We start from the raw sequence: 14,389 nt of genomic DNA on the forward strand, positions 1-14,389 counted from the left end.
GTGAAAGAGATCCTGAAACCGTGTGCCTACAAATAGTCAGAGCCCGTTAATGGGTGATGGCGTGCCTTTTGTAGAATGAACCGGCGAGTTACGATCCCGTGCGAGGTTAAGTTGAAGAGGCGGAGCCGCAGCGAAAGCGAGTCTGAATAGGGCGTTTAGTACGTGGTCGTAGACCCGAAACCAGGTGATCTACCCATGTCCAGGGTGAAGTTCAGGTAACACTGAATGGAGGCCCGAACCCACGCACGTTGAAAAGTGCGGGGATGAGGTGTGGGTAGCGGAGAAATTCCAATCGAACCTGGAGATAGCTGGTTCTCCCCGAAATAGCTTTAGGGCTAGCCTTAAGTGTAAGAGTCTTGGAGGTAGAGCACTGATTGAACTAGGGGTCCTCATCGGATTACCGAATTCAGTCAAACTCCGAATGCCAATGACTTATCCTTAGGAGTCAGACTGCGAGTGATAAGATCCGTAGTCAAGAGGGAAACAGCCCAGATCGCCAGCTAAGGTCCCAAAGTGTGTATTAAGTGGAAAAGGATGTGGAGTTGCTTAGACAACTAGGATGTTGGCTCAGAAGCAGCCACCATTTAAAGAGTGCGTAATAGCTCACTAGTCGAGTGACTCTGCGCCGAAAATGTACCGGGGCTAAATACACCACCGAAGCTGCGAATTGATACCAATGGTATCAGTGGTAGGGGAGCGTTCTAAGTGCAGTGAAGTCAGACCGGAAGGACTGGTGGAGCGCTTAGAAGTGAGAATGCCGGTATGAGTAGCGAAAGACGGGTGAGAATCCCGTCCACCGAATGCCTAAGGTTTCCTGAGGAAGGCTCGTCCGCTCAGGGTTAGTCAGGACCTAAGCCGAGGCCGACAGGCGTAGGCGATGGACAACAGGTTGATATTCCTGTACCACCTCTTTATCGTTTGAGCAATGGAGGGACGCAGAAGGATAGAAGAAGCGTGCGATTGGTTGTGCACGTCCAAGCAGTTAGGCTGATAAGTAGGCAAATCCGCTTATCGTGAAGGCTGAGCTGTGATGGGGAAGCTCCTTATGGAGCGAAGTCTTTGATTCCCCGCTGCCAAGAAAAGCTTCTAGCGAGATAAAAGGTGCCTGTACCGCAAACCGACACAGGTAGGCGAGGAGAGAATCCTAAGGTGTGCGAGAGAACTCTGGTTAAGGAACTCGGCAAAATGACCCCGTAACTTCGGGAGAAGGGGTGCTTTCTTAACGGAAAGCCGCAGTGAATAGGCCCAAGCGACTGTTTAGCAAAAACACAGGTCTCTGCGAAGCCGTAAGGCGAAGTATAGGGGCTGACACCTGCCCGGTGCTGGAAGGTTAAGGAGAGGGGTTAGCGTAAGCGAAGCTCTGAACTGAAGCCCCAGTAAACGGCGGCCGTAACTATAACGGTCCTAAGGTAGCGAAATTCCTTGTCGGGTAAGTTCCGACCCGCACGAAAGGTGTAACGATTTGGGCACTGTCTCAACCAGAGACTCGGTGAAATTATAGTACCTGTGAAGATGCAGGTTACCCGCGACAGGACGGAAAGACCCCGTGGAGCTTTACTGTAGCCTGATATTGAATTTTGGTACAGTTTGTACAGGATAGGCGGGAGCCATTGAAACCGGAGCGCTAGCTTCGGTGGAGGCGCTGGTGGGATACCGCCCTGACTGTATTGAAATTCTAACCTACGGGTCTTATCGACCCGGGAGACAGTGTCAGGTGGGCAGTTTGACTGGGGCGGTCGCCTCCTAAAGTGTAACGGAGGCGCCCAAAGGTTCCCTCAGAATGGTTGGAAATCATTCGTAGAGTGCAAAGGCATAAGGGAGCTTGACTGCGAGACCTACAAGTCGAGCAGGGACGAAAGTCGGGCTTAGTGATCCGGTGGTTCCGCATGGAAGGGCCATCGCTCAACGGATAAAAGCTACCCCGGGGATAACAGGCTTATCTCCCCCAAGAGTCCACATCGACGGGGAGGTTTGGCACCTCGATGTCGGCTCATCGCATCCTGGGGCTGTAGTCGGTCCCAAGGGTTGGGCTGTTCGCCCATTAAAGCGGTACGCGAGCTGGGTTCAGAACGTCGTGAGACAGTTCGGTCCCTATCCGTCGTGGGCGCAGGAAATTTGAGAGGAGCTGTCCTTAGTACGAGAGGACCGGGATGGACGCACCGCTGGTGTACCAGTTGTTCTGCCAAGGGCATAGCTGGGTAGCTATGTGCGGAAGGGATAAGTGCTGAAAGCATCTAAGCATGAAGCCCCCCTCAAGATGAGATTTCCCATAGCGTAAGCTAGTAAGATCCCTGAAAGATGATCAGGTTGATAGGTTCGAGGTGGAAGCATGGTGACATGTGGAGCTGACGAATACTAATAGATCGAGGACTTAACCATATAATATGAAGCAAATGTTATCTAGTTTTGAAGGAATATACCTTCAATAGTTTGGTGATGATGGCAGAGAGGTCACACCCGTTCCCATACCGAACACGGAAGTTAAGCTCTCTAGCGCCGATGGTAGTTGGGACCTTGTCCCTGTGAGAGTAGGACGTCGCCAAGCAACTAAAACACGAGTCAAATGACTCGTGTTTTTTCGTGTTTCTTTTTATAATTCATAGTAATTTAAAAAATCTTTACTTAAAGAATCGTCCTTTTGATTAAAGACTGGGAAATGTGGCTAGGATAGTGAATAAGCAAAAGAGTTGCAAAATTTTTTAATACGTATATAATTAAAGTCAAAGATAGTCAAAGTCAATAAAGGTGGCGGATAAATGAGAAATATATCTGATATCATTGAGAAATATCTAAAGCAAGTTATTGACTTAAGCAATAATAATGCGATTGAAATCAAGAGGAATGAGGTCGCTGATCGATTCGATTGTGTGCCGTCTCAAATCAACTATGTAATCAATACCCGTTTTACGTTAGAAAGAGGATTCGTAGTAGAAAGTAAACGAGGTGGAGGAGGTTACATTCGCATTATAAAAGTCAAACTGCATGATGATATAGACATTATTGATCAAATGCTTCATATGATTGATCATAGCGTTGCACAAGGAAATGCAGAAAGCATGATTATACGTTTAATAGAAGAGGGTATTATAACAAATCGTGAAGCTAAACTTATGTTAAGTGTACTAGATCGTTCTGTATTATTAATGGATGTTCCTTCTCGAGATGAACTTAGGGCTCGAATATTATGCGCAATGTTAAGAACACTGAAATATAAATAAATATAACTTTTGTTAAGAATGATAACTAAGATAATGCAGTTTAATATTGTAGGGATTTTGAAAGATGACATGTGCTTTTACTAAATGGATTAAGGAAAGAGAACAATCTAGTAATGTATGAAAAGTATCATGAGATAGATCGTTCCTGTTGTAAAGGTGGGGGATAGCGATGACTTGTCAAAACTGTAATATAAGACCAGCAACTTTACATTATACAAAAGTAATCAACGAAAAAAAGGCGGAAGTTCATCTTTGCGAGCAATGTGCAGAACAAAGTGGCTATACGTCTTTCTTTCAATCACCGCAGTCTAATTTTTCATTCCATGACCTATTAGCCGGATTATTGCATGGTGAACCAGCAATGTTTGAAGAAGGGCAAGATGCATTTTCAAATACAAATATATCAAGATGTCCAAATTGTAAGATGACATATGAACAATTTACAAAAGTGGGACGCTTTGGATGTGCTTCTTGTTACGATACATTTAAGGGGCATTTAAAACCATTGTTAAAACGTCTTCACGGTGGGCATACAGATCATTGTGGAAAAATTCCTGAACGTATAGAAGGAAATATCTACTTAAAGAAAGAATTAGATGAACTAAAACTCAATCTGAAACAATATGTACAGAAAGAGGAATTTGAGAAAGCGGCTGAAGTACGAGATAAAATTCGATGTCTTGTAAATCAGCTTAGTGAGCATAGAGAGGGGGAATAGTTCTATGTCACTGGACAGAATTATGAATGAAGCGATTAGTCCATGGATGAAGGGGGATGGCCCTGATTCTGATATTGTTTTAAGTAGTCGAATTCGTTTGGCTCGTAACTTTAAAAAATATCAATTCTCTACTATGCAAAACGAGGCAGAAGCTAAACAGATTCATGAGTTATTTAAGAAGAAGTTTATAAATAAACCTGTAGAACCTTTTGGGGAGTTTGAACTATTAAAAATGAATGAATTAAATCCTCTTCAAAGGAGAGTTTTAGTTGAGAAGCATTTAATTAGTCCAAATCTTGCAGGAACAGAATACGGAGCATGCCTACTATCAGAAAGTGAACATATAAGTATCATGCTTAATGAAGAGGATCATGTTAGGATTCAGTGCCTATTTTCAGGTTTACAGTTATCAGAGGCGCTTCAAAGTGCCAATCAAATAGATAACTGGATCGAGGAACAGGTTGAATATGCTTTTGATGAATCGCTTGGATATATTACGAGTTGCCCCACTAACGTCGGTACAGGATTAAGGGCTTCGGTAATGATTCATTTGCCGGGACTGGTTTTAACGAAAAGAATTAACCGTATTATACAAGTAATTCAAAAATTAGGGCTAGTAGTAAGAGGAATATACGGTGAAGGTAGCGAAGCGTTAGGTAATATATTTCAAGTGTCAAATCAAATGACACTAGGAAAGTCAGAAGAAGATATTATTGCAGATTTAAAGAGTGTCATTCAACAAATCATCCATCAAGAAAAAATGGCTAGAGAATTAATTGTACAAAATTCAAGTATTGAGCTTGAAGATAAAGTATATCGTTCTTACGGAATACTAGCTAACAGTCGTTTAATTCAATCTGCAGAAGCAGCCACTTGCTTATCAGATGTACGACTTGGTATTGACTTAGGATATATACAAGGTATATCGAGAAATATTTTAACTGAGTTAATGGTTCTTACTCAGCCGGGCATTTTGCAACAATATGCAGGAGGACCTCTAGGACCAGAAGAAAGAGATTATCGAAGAGCAACCTTAATCCGTGAGCGATTACGAATTGAACAAAATTAAGCGCAAGTAGGAGGCGATTTCTATGATGTTTGGAAGATTTACAGAACGAGCACAGAAAGTATTAGCTTTATCTCAAGAGGAAGCAATTCGCATTGGGCACAATAATATTGGAACAGAACATATTTTACTTGGGCTTGTACGCGAAGGTGAAGGAATTGCAGCAAAAGCGTTAATTGCTCTTGGATTAAGTCCAGAGAAAGTTCAAAAAGAGGTAGAAGCATTAATTGGACGTGGAACGGAAGCTTCTCAAACAGTACATTACACACCTCGTGCTAAAAAAGTTATTGAGTTGTCTATGGACGAAGCTCGTAAATTGGGCCATTCCTACGTTGGAACAGAACATATTTTACTTGGTTTAATCCGTGAAGGTGAAGGTGTAGCAGCACGTGTTTTAAATAATTTAGGTGTAAGCCTAAACAAAGCAAGGCAACAAGTGTTACAACTTCTTGGAAGTAATGAAGCTAGTTCAGGTCACCAAGGTGGTTCATCAACAAATGCGAATACACCTACACTTGACAGTCTAGCACGTGATTTAACAGTTGTTGCACGTGAAAACCGTTTAGATCCTGTTATTGGGCGTAGTAAAGAAATTCAACGTGTAATTGAAGTGTTAAGCCGTAGAACAAAAAACAATCCAGTATTAATTGGAGAACCTGGTGTAGGTAAGACAGCAATTGCGGAAGGATTAGCACAGCAAATTGTAAATAATGAAGTTCCTGAAACTTTAAGAGATAAGCGTGTTATGACATTAGATATGGGTACAGTTGTTGCTGGAACAAAATATCGTGGTGAATTTGAGGATCGTTTAAAGAAAGTGATGGATGAGATTCGCCAAGCTGGTAACATCATTCTATTTATTGATGAGCTTCATACGTTAATTGGTGCAGGAGGGGCAGAAGGTGCAATTGATGCATCGAATATTTTAAAACCATCTTTAGCACGTGGTGAATTACAATGTATTGGTGCAACAACTTTAGACGAATATCGTAAATATATTGAAAAGGATGCGGCATTAGAAAGACGTTTCCAACCAATTCATGTTGATGAACCAAACTTAGAAGAATCAGTTCAAATTTTAAAAGGTTTACGTGACCGTTATGAGGCGCATCACCGCGTATCTATTACAGATGATGCAATCGATGCGGCTGTAAAACTTTCAGATCGTTACATTACAGACCGTTTTTTACCTGATAAAGCAATCGATTTAATTGATGAGGCTGCATCAAAAGTGCGCTTACGTTCTTATACAACACCGCCAAACTTAAAAGAGCTTGAAGTGAAGCTTGAGGAAATTAGAAAAGAAAAAGATGCAGCTGTACAAAGCCAAGAATTTGAAAAAGCTGCTTCCTTACGTGATATGGAACAACGTTTACGTGAAAAGTTAGAAGATACAAAGCGTCAGTGGAAAGAGAAACAAGGACAAGAAAATTCAGAAGTAACAGTAGAAGATATTGCAAATGTCGTTTCCACATGGACACGTATTCCAGTTTCTAAACTTGCACAAACAGAGACAGATAAATTATTAAACTTGGAATCAATTTTACATGATCGTTTAATTGGGCAGGATGAAGCAGTTGTAGCTGTGGCAAAAGCTGTTCGTCGTGCGAGAGCGGGATTAAAAGATCCGAAACGTCCAATTGGCTCATTTATTTTCCTAGGACCGACTGGTGTAGGTAAAACAGAACTAGCGAGGGCTTTAGCAGAATCTATGTTCGGTGATGAGGATGCAATGATCCGCATCGATATGTCTGAGTATATGGAAAAACATTCTACTTCTCGCTTAGTTGGATCTCCTCCAGGATATGTTGGATATGAAGAAGGTGGACAATTAACAGAGAAAGTTCGTCGTAAGCCATATTCAGTTGTCTTATTAGATGAAGTAGAGAAAGCCCATCCGGATGTGTTTAATATTTTACTACAAGTATTAGAAGATGGCCGTTTAACAGATTCTAAAGGACGTACAGTTGATTTCCGTAATACAATTGTTATTATGACGTCTAATGTTGGTGCAGACGCATTAAAACGTAATAAACATCTTGGATTTAACGTACAAGATGAGAGCCGCGATTATTCAGATATGAAAGGTAAAGTAATGGATGAATTGAAAAAGGCATTTCGTCCAGAATTTTTAAACCGTATTGATGAAATTATCGTGTTCCATATGCTTGAGAAAAAACATATTCAAGAAATCGTAACTCTTATGGTGAATCAGTTGGTGAATCGCTTAAAAGAACAAGAGATTGAATTGCACTTAACAGAAGGAGCAATTTCAGCAATTGCTGATAAAGGATTTGATCGAGAGTACGGTGCTCGTCCGCTTCGTAGAGCAATTCAAAAACATGTAGAAGATAGACTATCAGAAGAACTGTTAAAAGGTGCTATTGAGAAAGGGCAAAAAGTTATCTTTGATATAGAAGGAGAATCATTTGTCATTCATAGTGCGGAAAAGGTAAAATAAGTATAGACAAACAAAGAGGGCTACGCGATAGCCCTCTTTCTTGTACGAGAAGGATAAACGTTTGTAGATGAAAGTGAAGTGAACTATAAAAGATATGGCTAAAAAGAAAACAAAATTCACATGTCAAGAGTGTGGTTATCAGTCGCCAAAATATATGGGGAAATGTCCTGGATGTGGTAAATGGAATACGCTTGTTGAAGAGATGGAACCAGTTGTATCATCAAGGCGCCTTAATTATGTCAATGCAATTCAATCAGAAGTAACAAAACCAAGACGCTTAACAGAGGTAGAAACAAATTCTGAGGCGCGTATTGAAACGAAATTTCAAGAGTTTAACCGTGTACTTGGTGGCGGGATTGTAGATGGATCTTTAGTACTTATTGGTGGAGACCCTGGGATTGGAAAATCAACATTGTTATTACAAATTTCATCGCAATTAGCAGATTCTTCATATGATGTACTATACATATCAGGCGAGGAGTCAGCAAAGCAGATTAAACTTCGTGCAGATCGTTTGCATGTAAAGGGTAGTAATCTATTTGTTGTAGCAGAAACTGATCTACAGCGAATTGCAGCGCACATTGAAGAGATGAATCCAGCTTTTGTTGTTATTGACTCTATTCAAACGATACATTTACCTGAAGTGACGTCAGCCCCAGGAAGTGTAGCGCAAGTACGTGAATGTACAGCGGAATTAATGAAGCTTGCAAAGACGAAAGGGATTCCTATTTTTATCGTCGGACATGTGACAAAAGAAGGGGCAATTGCAGGACCACGTATGCTAGAACATATGGTTGATGCAGTTCTTTACTTTGAAGGAGATCGTCACCATACATATCGTATTTTGCGAGCTGTGAAGAACCGTTTTGGTTCCACAAATGAAATGGGTATCTTTGAAATGAAGGAACTAGGTCTTGCAGAAGTACTAAATCCTTCTGAAATTTTCCTTGAGGAACGTCCAGTTGGAGTTGCAGGATCCACAGTGGTTGCTTCAATGGAAGGAACCAGACCGGTTTTAGTAGAAATACAAGCATTAATCTCCCCTACTAGTTTTGGAAATCCTCGAAGAATGGCGACGGGAATTGATCATAACCGCGTTTCACTTATTATGGCAGTGCTAGAAAAAAGAACAGGTTTATTGTTGCAAAATCAAGACGCATATTTAAAAGTCGCGGGTGGCTTGAAATTAGATGAACCAGCAATCGATTTAGCTGTTGCCTTAAGTATTGCTTCAAGTTTCAGAGATAAAGCTACTGCACCAACCGATGCGGTAATAGGAGAAGTAGGCCTAACTGGAGAAATAAGAAGAGTATCAAGAATTGAACAACGTGTACAAGAAGCAGCAAAATTAGGATTTCAACGTGCTATTATTCCTAGAAAAAATTTGGGAGGATGGACAATTCCAGATGGGATTGAGGTAGTAGGTGTTTCTAATTTAGGAGAGGCGCTTCGTTTGACATTAGGAGGCTAGGCTATGGAGGAAAACAAGCAACGTGTCAAAAGTATGATTAACATTCTACAGCTCGTTGCCCCAGGAACACCACTACGCGAAGGGATAGATAACGTACTTCGTGCGCAAACTGGAGGGCTAATTGTTCTTGGGTATAATGAGCAGATTAAAAGTATTGTTGATGGAGGATTTCACATTAATTGTGCATTCTCACCGGCTAGTTTATATGAATTAGCAAAAATGGATGGGGCACTTATTTTAAATGAAACTGGGAGCAAAATTTTAATTGCAAATGCACAATTAGTTCCAGATCCATCCATTGATTCTATTGAAACAGGTATGCGTCACCGAACGGCAGAGCGTGTAGCAAAGCAGACGGCTAGCCTTGTTGTGGCTATTTCACAAAGACGTAACGTAATTACACTATATCAAGGGAACTTACGTTATACACTAAAAGATATAGGTGTAATTTTAACAAAGGCAAACCAAGCTATTCAAACGTTAGAAAAATATAAAGCTGTATGGAATGATGGGATTACGAATTTGGGCATTCTAGAATTTGAAGAGGTCGTTACAATGTCCGAGGTAGTTCACGTTTTACATAGTGTTGAAATGGTACTGCGTATTAAAAATGAAATAGTGAGCTACATTCATGAGTTAGGAACGGAAGGAAGGTTAATTCGTTTACAACTTACAGAATTACTAGCCGACTTAGAAGCAGAGGCAGCGTTATTAATTAAGGATTATTATCAAGAAAAAACGCAGGATCACCATCAAATTTTGAAAAAGTTACAAGATCTTGCAAATACACAGCTTTTAGAGGATAGCGATTTAGTTAAATTGCTTGGCTATCCAGGGCAAATGAGCTTAGAAGAAAGCGTGACACCGAGGGGATACCGAATCGCAAGCAAAATTTCTCGTGTTCCACCACTTATCATTGAAAATTTAATTAATCGATTTAAAACGCTACAAGGTGTTTGTCGTGCAACTATTAATGAATTGGATGATGTGGAAGGAATTGGGGAAGTTAGGGCGAAGAAAATACGAGAGGGCCTAAAAAGAATTCAAGAGCATCTCTATATGAGTAGACACAATTAAGAATATTACATTGATTCCATAATATAACGACACTAGAACATTTTTGGTATATGATATGGTATATTGGTAAATAAAACTATTTATATAAAAAAAAACACGTCCGCTTTTGCATTCGGCGTTTTGATTAGCAAAACAATGGTTAATAATGAGTAGGAGGTGGTTGGATGTTAAAAAGGATCGTACAGCTCTTCTTTTTAGTGATCGGGGGAGCGTTAGGGATTTTTCTAATCCCAAAAGTTATTAATGTATTGGACGTCGGTGCTGTTCCTTGGCTTGAGGGATCGTACGTTCGTGCAATTATTGGTGCAATTATTTTATTTTTAACAACATTTTGGCTTGTGGATTATATTGTTCAACTTATTAAACATATCGAAGAAGCCCTTGTAAAGGCACCGGTAGCGGATGTTTTATTTGGTACATTAGGGTTGATCTCTGGTCTTATTGTTGCATATTTAATTTTGATACCAATTCGTGAATTCACGATTCCAGTCATTAGTACAGTATTACAAGTGTTCTTTACTCTTTTACTTGGTTATTTAGGATTCCAAGTAGGATTTAAAAAGAGAAATGAATTGCTAGGATTATTTACATTACCCCAGCGCGGAGGTAAGAAGAAAAACAATAGCGAGAACGAAGAGGTAGAGGTAGAAAAATCTACAACTCATTGGAAAATTCTCGATACAAGTGTAATTATTGATGGACGTATTGCGGATATTTGCCAAACGAAGTTTTTAGAAGGAACAATTGTGATTCCACAATTCGTATTAGAAGAGCTTCAGCATATTGCCGATTCTTCTGATGCTTTAAAGCGTAATCGTGGTCGCAGAGGATTAGACATTTTAAATCGTATTCAAAAAGAGCTACCAATTCCGGTGGAAATTTATGAAGGTGATTTTGAGGATATCCAAGAGGTGGATAGCAAGCTTGTAAAGTTAGCTAAAATCACTGGTGGAACTGTTGTAACAAATGATTTTAACTTAAACAAAGTTTCTGAACTACAAGGAGTAACAGTGTTAAACATTAACGATTTAGCAAATGCAATTAAACCAGTCGTACTCCCTGGTGAAGAATTAAGTGTTTATGTTGTGAAAGATGGTAAAGAACAAAATCAAGGTGTTGCATACTTAGATGATGGCACGATGATTGTAGTAGAAGACGGTAGAGAATATGTCGGTTCGCAACTTAATGTACTAGTTACAAGTGTGTTGCAAACATCGGCTGGTCGTATGATTTTCGCAAAACGTAAATTATTAGAAAAAGCATTATAAGTAGAGGATTATTAATATGTATACATTAATTATTCCGGCAGCGGGTCAAGGGAAACGGATGGGTGCTGGCAAAAACAAGTTGTTCTTACTTATAAATGGAGTACCTATCATTGTGCATACATTACGTGCTTTTGAAAAAGATAAAGCATGTAAACGTATTATCATGGCAATTAACGAAGAGGAACGTCCTTATTTTGAGGAGTTAATACAGAAGTACCCGGTTGAAAAGCAGGTGCAATTTATTCAAGGCGGGGCTGAAAGACAAGATAGTGTGTATAATGCGCTTCAGTATGTGAGCGGAGTTGAGTATGTTCTCGTACACGATGGTGCGCGCCCGTTCGTAACGAATAAGATGATGCAAGATGTATTAACTGTAGCAGAGAAATATGGTGCTTCCATTTGTGCAGTGCCAGTGAAGGATACAATTAAGAAAGTAGAACAGGGTGTTGTTGTTGAAACGGTAGAACGTTCTCAGCTTAAAGCGGTTCAAACACCGCAAGGATTTTCTGTTCCTCTTTTATTAGAAGCTCATAGAAGTGCAAAGCAAAGTTGTTTTCTTGGTACAGATGATGCAAGTCTCGTAGAACGTGTCGGGAAGCAAGTAGGCGTGGTAGAGGGGAGTTACTATAATATTAAAGTGACGACTCCAGAGGATTTACTAATTGCTGAAAGTTTCCTTCATGTTCAGAAGAAATAGAAGTGATGGTATTATAGTAAAGAAAAGCTCGGCAGTTGCCGAGCTTTTCTTTATAGAGATAGCAATATAATATAGAATTCATAAAGTAGTTTAGATTGAGGAGGATGTAAAGAATGTTTCGAATTGGACAAGGTTTTGATGTACATGAATTTGCGGAAGGTAGACCGTTAATTATCGGCGGAATTACAATTCCTCATGAAAAAGGATTAATCGGTCACTCGGATGCAGATGTATTGTTACATACGATTGCTGACGCATGTCTAGGAGCAATTGCAGCAGGAGATATTGGAAAACATTTTCCTGATACAGATCCTGCCTTTAAAGATGCGGATTCAGCTGTATTGTTACAAAAGGTTTGGGAATTTGTGTGTGAACAAGGTTATGAGCTAGGGAACCTAGATTGTACAATTATTGCCCAAAAGCCAAAAATGGCACCGCATATTGAAAGCATGCGTAAACGCATTAGTGAACTACTAGAAACGTCTATTGATAATATTAATGTAAAGGCAACAACAACAGAAAAATTAGGATTTACAGGTAGAGAAGAAGGGATTGCTTCTCAAGCGGTTGTTTTATTACAGAAAAAATAGTGGTTTTTAATTCGTAAGATGGATAATCATGTTTTTTTGGTGTACAATTATAGAATGTGTTGACATTAAGATTGGAAGGTGTACCAACTATGGAAAAGCAAGTGAGAGTGCGCTATGCGCCAAGTCCAACAGGACACTTACATATCGGAAATGCGCGTACGGCATTATTTAATTATTTATTTGCTCGTCATCAAGATGGTAAGTTTATTATTCGTATTGAAGATACTGATGTGAAACGTAATGTTGCTGGTGGAGAAGAAAGCCAATTAAAATACTTGAAATGGCTCGGTATGGACTGGGATGAAGGTGTTGATGTTGGTGGTGAATTTGGACCATATCGTCAAACAGAGCGTTTAGATATTTATAAAAAATTATATGAAGATTTATTAGAGCGTGATTTAGCTTACAAATGTTATATGACAGAAGAAGAGCTAGAGGCAGAGCGTGAAGGACAAATCGCTCGTGGTGAAACACCGCGTTATGCAGGAAACCACCGTGATTTAACTGAGGAGCAAATTAAAGGATTTGAGGCTGAAGGCCGTATTCCAAGTATTCGCTTCCGTGTGCCGGCTGATAGCGACTTCACGTTTAAAGATATCGTAAAAGATGAAGTTGCATTCCATTCAAATGATTTTGGTGATTTCGTTATCGTGAAAAAAGATGGAATTCCAACTTATAACTTTGCGGTAGCGGTAGATGATCACTTAATGGAGATTACACACGTACTTCGTGGTGATGATCATATTTCAAACACGCCAAAACAAATGATGATTTATGAAGCTCTCGGTTGGGATATCCCGAAGTTCGGTCATATGACTTTAATTGTAAACGAAAGCCGTAAAAAGCTAAGTAAGCGTGACGAATCTATTATTCAATTTATTGAGCAATATAAAGAGCTTGGATATCTTCCAGAAGCAATCTTTAACTTTATTGCATTACTAGGTTGGTCACCAGTAGGTGAAGAAGAAATCTTCTCTCAAGATGAGTTTATCAAAATGTTTGATGCAGCTCGTTTATCAAAATCACCTGCATTATTTGATTCTCAAAAACTAAAATGGATGAACAACCAATATATGAAAAAACAAGATTTAGATACGGTTGTTGAACTAAGCTTACCGCATTTAGTGAAAGCGGGTCGCGTAGGTGAAAACTTAAGTGAACAAGAACAAGCATGGGTTCGTGATGTAATTGCTTTATATCATGACCAAATGAGCTTTGGAGCTGAAATTGTAGAGCTTTCTGAAATGTTCTTTAAAGATCATGTTGATCATGAAGAAGAGGGACAAGAAGTATTGAAGGGTGAACAAGTACCTGAAGTACTTCGTACATTTGCCGATCAATTAGAAGCTTTAGAAGCAATGGAGCCAGCGGCGGTTAAGGCGGCTATTAAAGCAGTTCAAAAGGAAACAGGACATAAAGGTAAAAACCTATTTATGCCAATCCGTGTTGCTACTACTGGACAAACACATGGTCCAGAGCTTCCTAACGCTATTGCTCTTCTTGGAAAAGAAAAAGTTTTAAATCGTATTCAAAAAGTAATTGGTTAACATTTTCTAGGTTTAGCAATATAATAAGTATACCTAAAATCTAATAAGGAAAAGCGACGAGAAGGAGAAGTAGAAAATCAGGCTTTTTACAGAGAGAACCACCCTTAGGCTGGAAGTGGTTTATAAGCGGATTTTTGAAATGCCCCTTCGAGTCTTCTGTTGAACAGCGAAGTATTTCGCGGAACGTCTTAGGGCGCAAAGTAAACAGAAGCGGTGTAAACCGTTATCATGGATGAGTTTGAGGCTTCTTTAGCCTAAACAGAGTGGAACCGCGCT

General features: G+C 39.8%; 10 protein-coding genes, 2 rRNA genes and 1 other annotated feature (2 of these 13 running past the window's edge). All 12 genes read left to right on the forward strand.

Features of this window, described 5'->3' with window-relative positions:
* Positions 1–2,379 (forward strand): 23S ribosomal RNA (locus MHI07_RS00500) (it extends 543 nt beyond the left edge of the window).
* Positions 2,380–2,429: 50 nt separating this feature from the next.
* Positions 2,430–2,545 (forward strand): 5S ribosomal RNA (gene rrf / locus MHI07_RS00505).
* A 211-nt stretch (positions 2,546–2,756) separates the two neighbouring features.
* Positions 2,757–3,218 carry a transcriptional regulator CtsR gene (gene ctsR, locus MHI07_RS00510; RefSeq protein ID WP_002029353.1) on the forward strand — a complete coding sequence of 154 codons (462 nt, stop codon included), beginning with the start codon at positions 2,757–2,759 and terminating at the stop codon, positions 3,216–3,218.
* A gap of 169 nt (positions 3,219–3,387) precedes the next feature.
* Positions 3,388–3,936, forward strand: coding sequence for a UvrB/UvrC motif-containing protein (locus MHI07_RS00515; protein ID WP_002159618.1), 549 nt, complete (start codon positions 3,388–3,390; stop codon positions 3,934–3,936).
* Positions 3,937–3,940: 4 nt separating this feature from the next.
* A complete protein-coding gene (locus MHI07_RS00520) occupies positions 3,941–5,005 on the forward strand; it encodes a protein arginine kinase (protein WP_340821430.1) in 1,065 nt (354 codons plus the stop codon).
* A 22-nt stretch (positions 5,006–5,027) separates the two neighbouring features.
* Positions 5,028–7,463, forward strand: a complete 2,436-nt coding sequence (clpC, locus tag MHI07_RS00525) for an ATP-dependent protease ATP-binding subunit ClpC (protein WP_002063405.1) — start codon at positions 5,028–5,030, stop codon at positions 7,461–7,463.
* Positions 7,464–7,557: 94 nt separating this feature from the next.
* Entirely contained in the window at positions 7,558–8,934 is a 1,377-nt protein-coding gene (gene radA, locus MHI07_RS00530; protein ID WP_002159617.1) for a DNA repair protein RadA, read from the forward strand.
* 3 nt (positions 8,935–8,937) lie between these two features.
* A complete protein-coding gene (disA, locus tag MHI07_RS00535) occupies positions 8,938–10,011 on the forward strand; it encodes a DNA integrity scanning diadenylate cyclase DisA (protein ID WP_000392162.1) in 1,074 nt (357 codons plus the stop codon).
* Positions 10,012–10,175: 164 nt separating this feature from the next.
* Positions 10,176–11,279 (forward strand): PIN/TRAM domain-containing protein, encoded by a 1,104-nt coding sequence (locus MHI07_RS00540; protein ID WP_002159616.1) that lies wholly within the window; start codon positions 10,176–10,178, stop codon positions 11,277–11,279.
* Between the two features lie 16 nt (positions 11,280–11,295).
* A complete protein-coding gene (gene ispD / locus MHI07_RS00545) occupies positions 11,296–11,976 on the forward strand; it encodes a 2-C-methyl-D-erythritol 4-phosphate cytidylyltransferase (protein ID WP_016103295.1) in 681 nt (226 codons plus the stop codon).
* A gap of 113 nt (positions 11,977–12,089) precedes the next feature.
* A complete protein-coding gene (ispF, locus tag MHI07_RS00550) occupies positions 12,090–12,566 on the forward strand; it encodes a 2-C-methyl-D-erythritol 2,4-cyclodiphosphate synthase (protein WP_002159614.1) in 477 nt (158 codons plus the stop codon).
* An 89-nt stretch (positions 12,567–12,655) separates the two neighbouring features.
* Positions 12,656–14,113 carry a glutamate--tRNA ligase gene (gltX, locus tag MHI07_RS00555; protein ID WP_340821433.1) on the forward strand — a complete coding sequence of 486 codons (1,458 nt, stop codon included), beginning with the start codon at positions 12,656–12,658 and terminating at the stop codon, positions 14,111–14,113.
* A 47-nt stretch (positions 14,114–14,160) separates the two neighbouring features.
* Positions 14,161–14,389: a binding site (T-box leader), on the forward strand; it runs 17 nt beyond the window's last position.

The organism is Bacillus sp. FSL H8-0545 (assembly GCF_038006105.1).
GTDB classification, from domain to species: domain Bacteria; phylum Bacillota; class Bacilli; order Bacillales; family Bacillaceae_G; genus Bacillus_A; species Bacillus_A cereus_U.

Bases quoted from the DNA above. Each gene is read 5' to 3' on its own strand.
- ctsR (WP_002029353.1), top strand. From the start codon at position 2,757: ATGAGAAATATATCTGATATCATTGAGAAATATCTAAAGCAAGTTATT.
- MHI07_RS00515 (WP_002159618.1), top strand. From the start codon at position 3,388: ATGACTTGTCAAAACTGTAATATAAGACCAGCAACTTTACATTATACA.
- MHI07_RS00520 (WP_340821430.1), top strand. From the start codon at position 3,941: ATGTCACTGGACAGAATTATGAATGAAGCGATTAGTCCATGGATGAAG.
- clpC (WP_002063405.1), top strand. From the start codon at position 5,028: ATGATGTTTGGAAGATTTACAGAACGAGCACAGAAAGTATTAGCTTTA.
- radA (WP_002159617.1), top strand. From the start codon at position 7,558: ATGGCTAAAAAGAAAACAAAATTCACATGTCAAGAGTGTGGTTATCAG.
- disA (WP_000392162.1), top strand. From the start codon at position 8,938: ATGGAGGAAAACAAGCAACGTGTCAAAAGTATGATTAACATTCTACAG.
- MHI07_RS00540 (WP_002159616.1), top strand. From the start codon at position 10,176: ATGTTAAAAAGGATCGTACAGCTCTTCTTTTTAGTGATCGGGGGAGCG.
- ispD (WP_016103295.1), top strand. From the start codon at position 11,296: ATGTATACATTAATTATTCCGGCAGCGGGTCAAGGGAAACGGATGGGT.
- ispF (WP_002159614.1), top strand. From the start codon at position 12,090: ATGTTTCGAATTGGACAAGGTTTTGATGTACATGAATTTGCGGAAGGT.
- gltX (WP_340821433.1), top strand. From the start codon at position 12,656: ATGGAAAAGCAAGTGAGAGTGCGCTATGCGCCAAGTCCAACAGGACAC.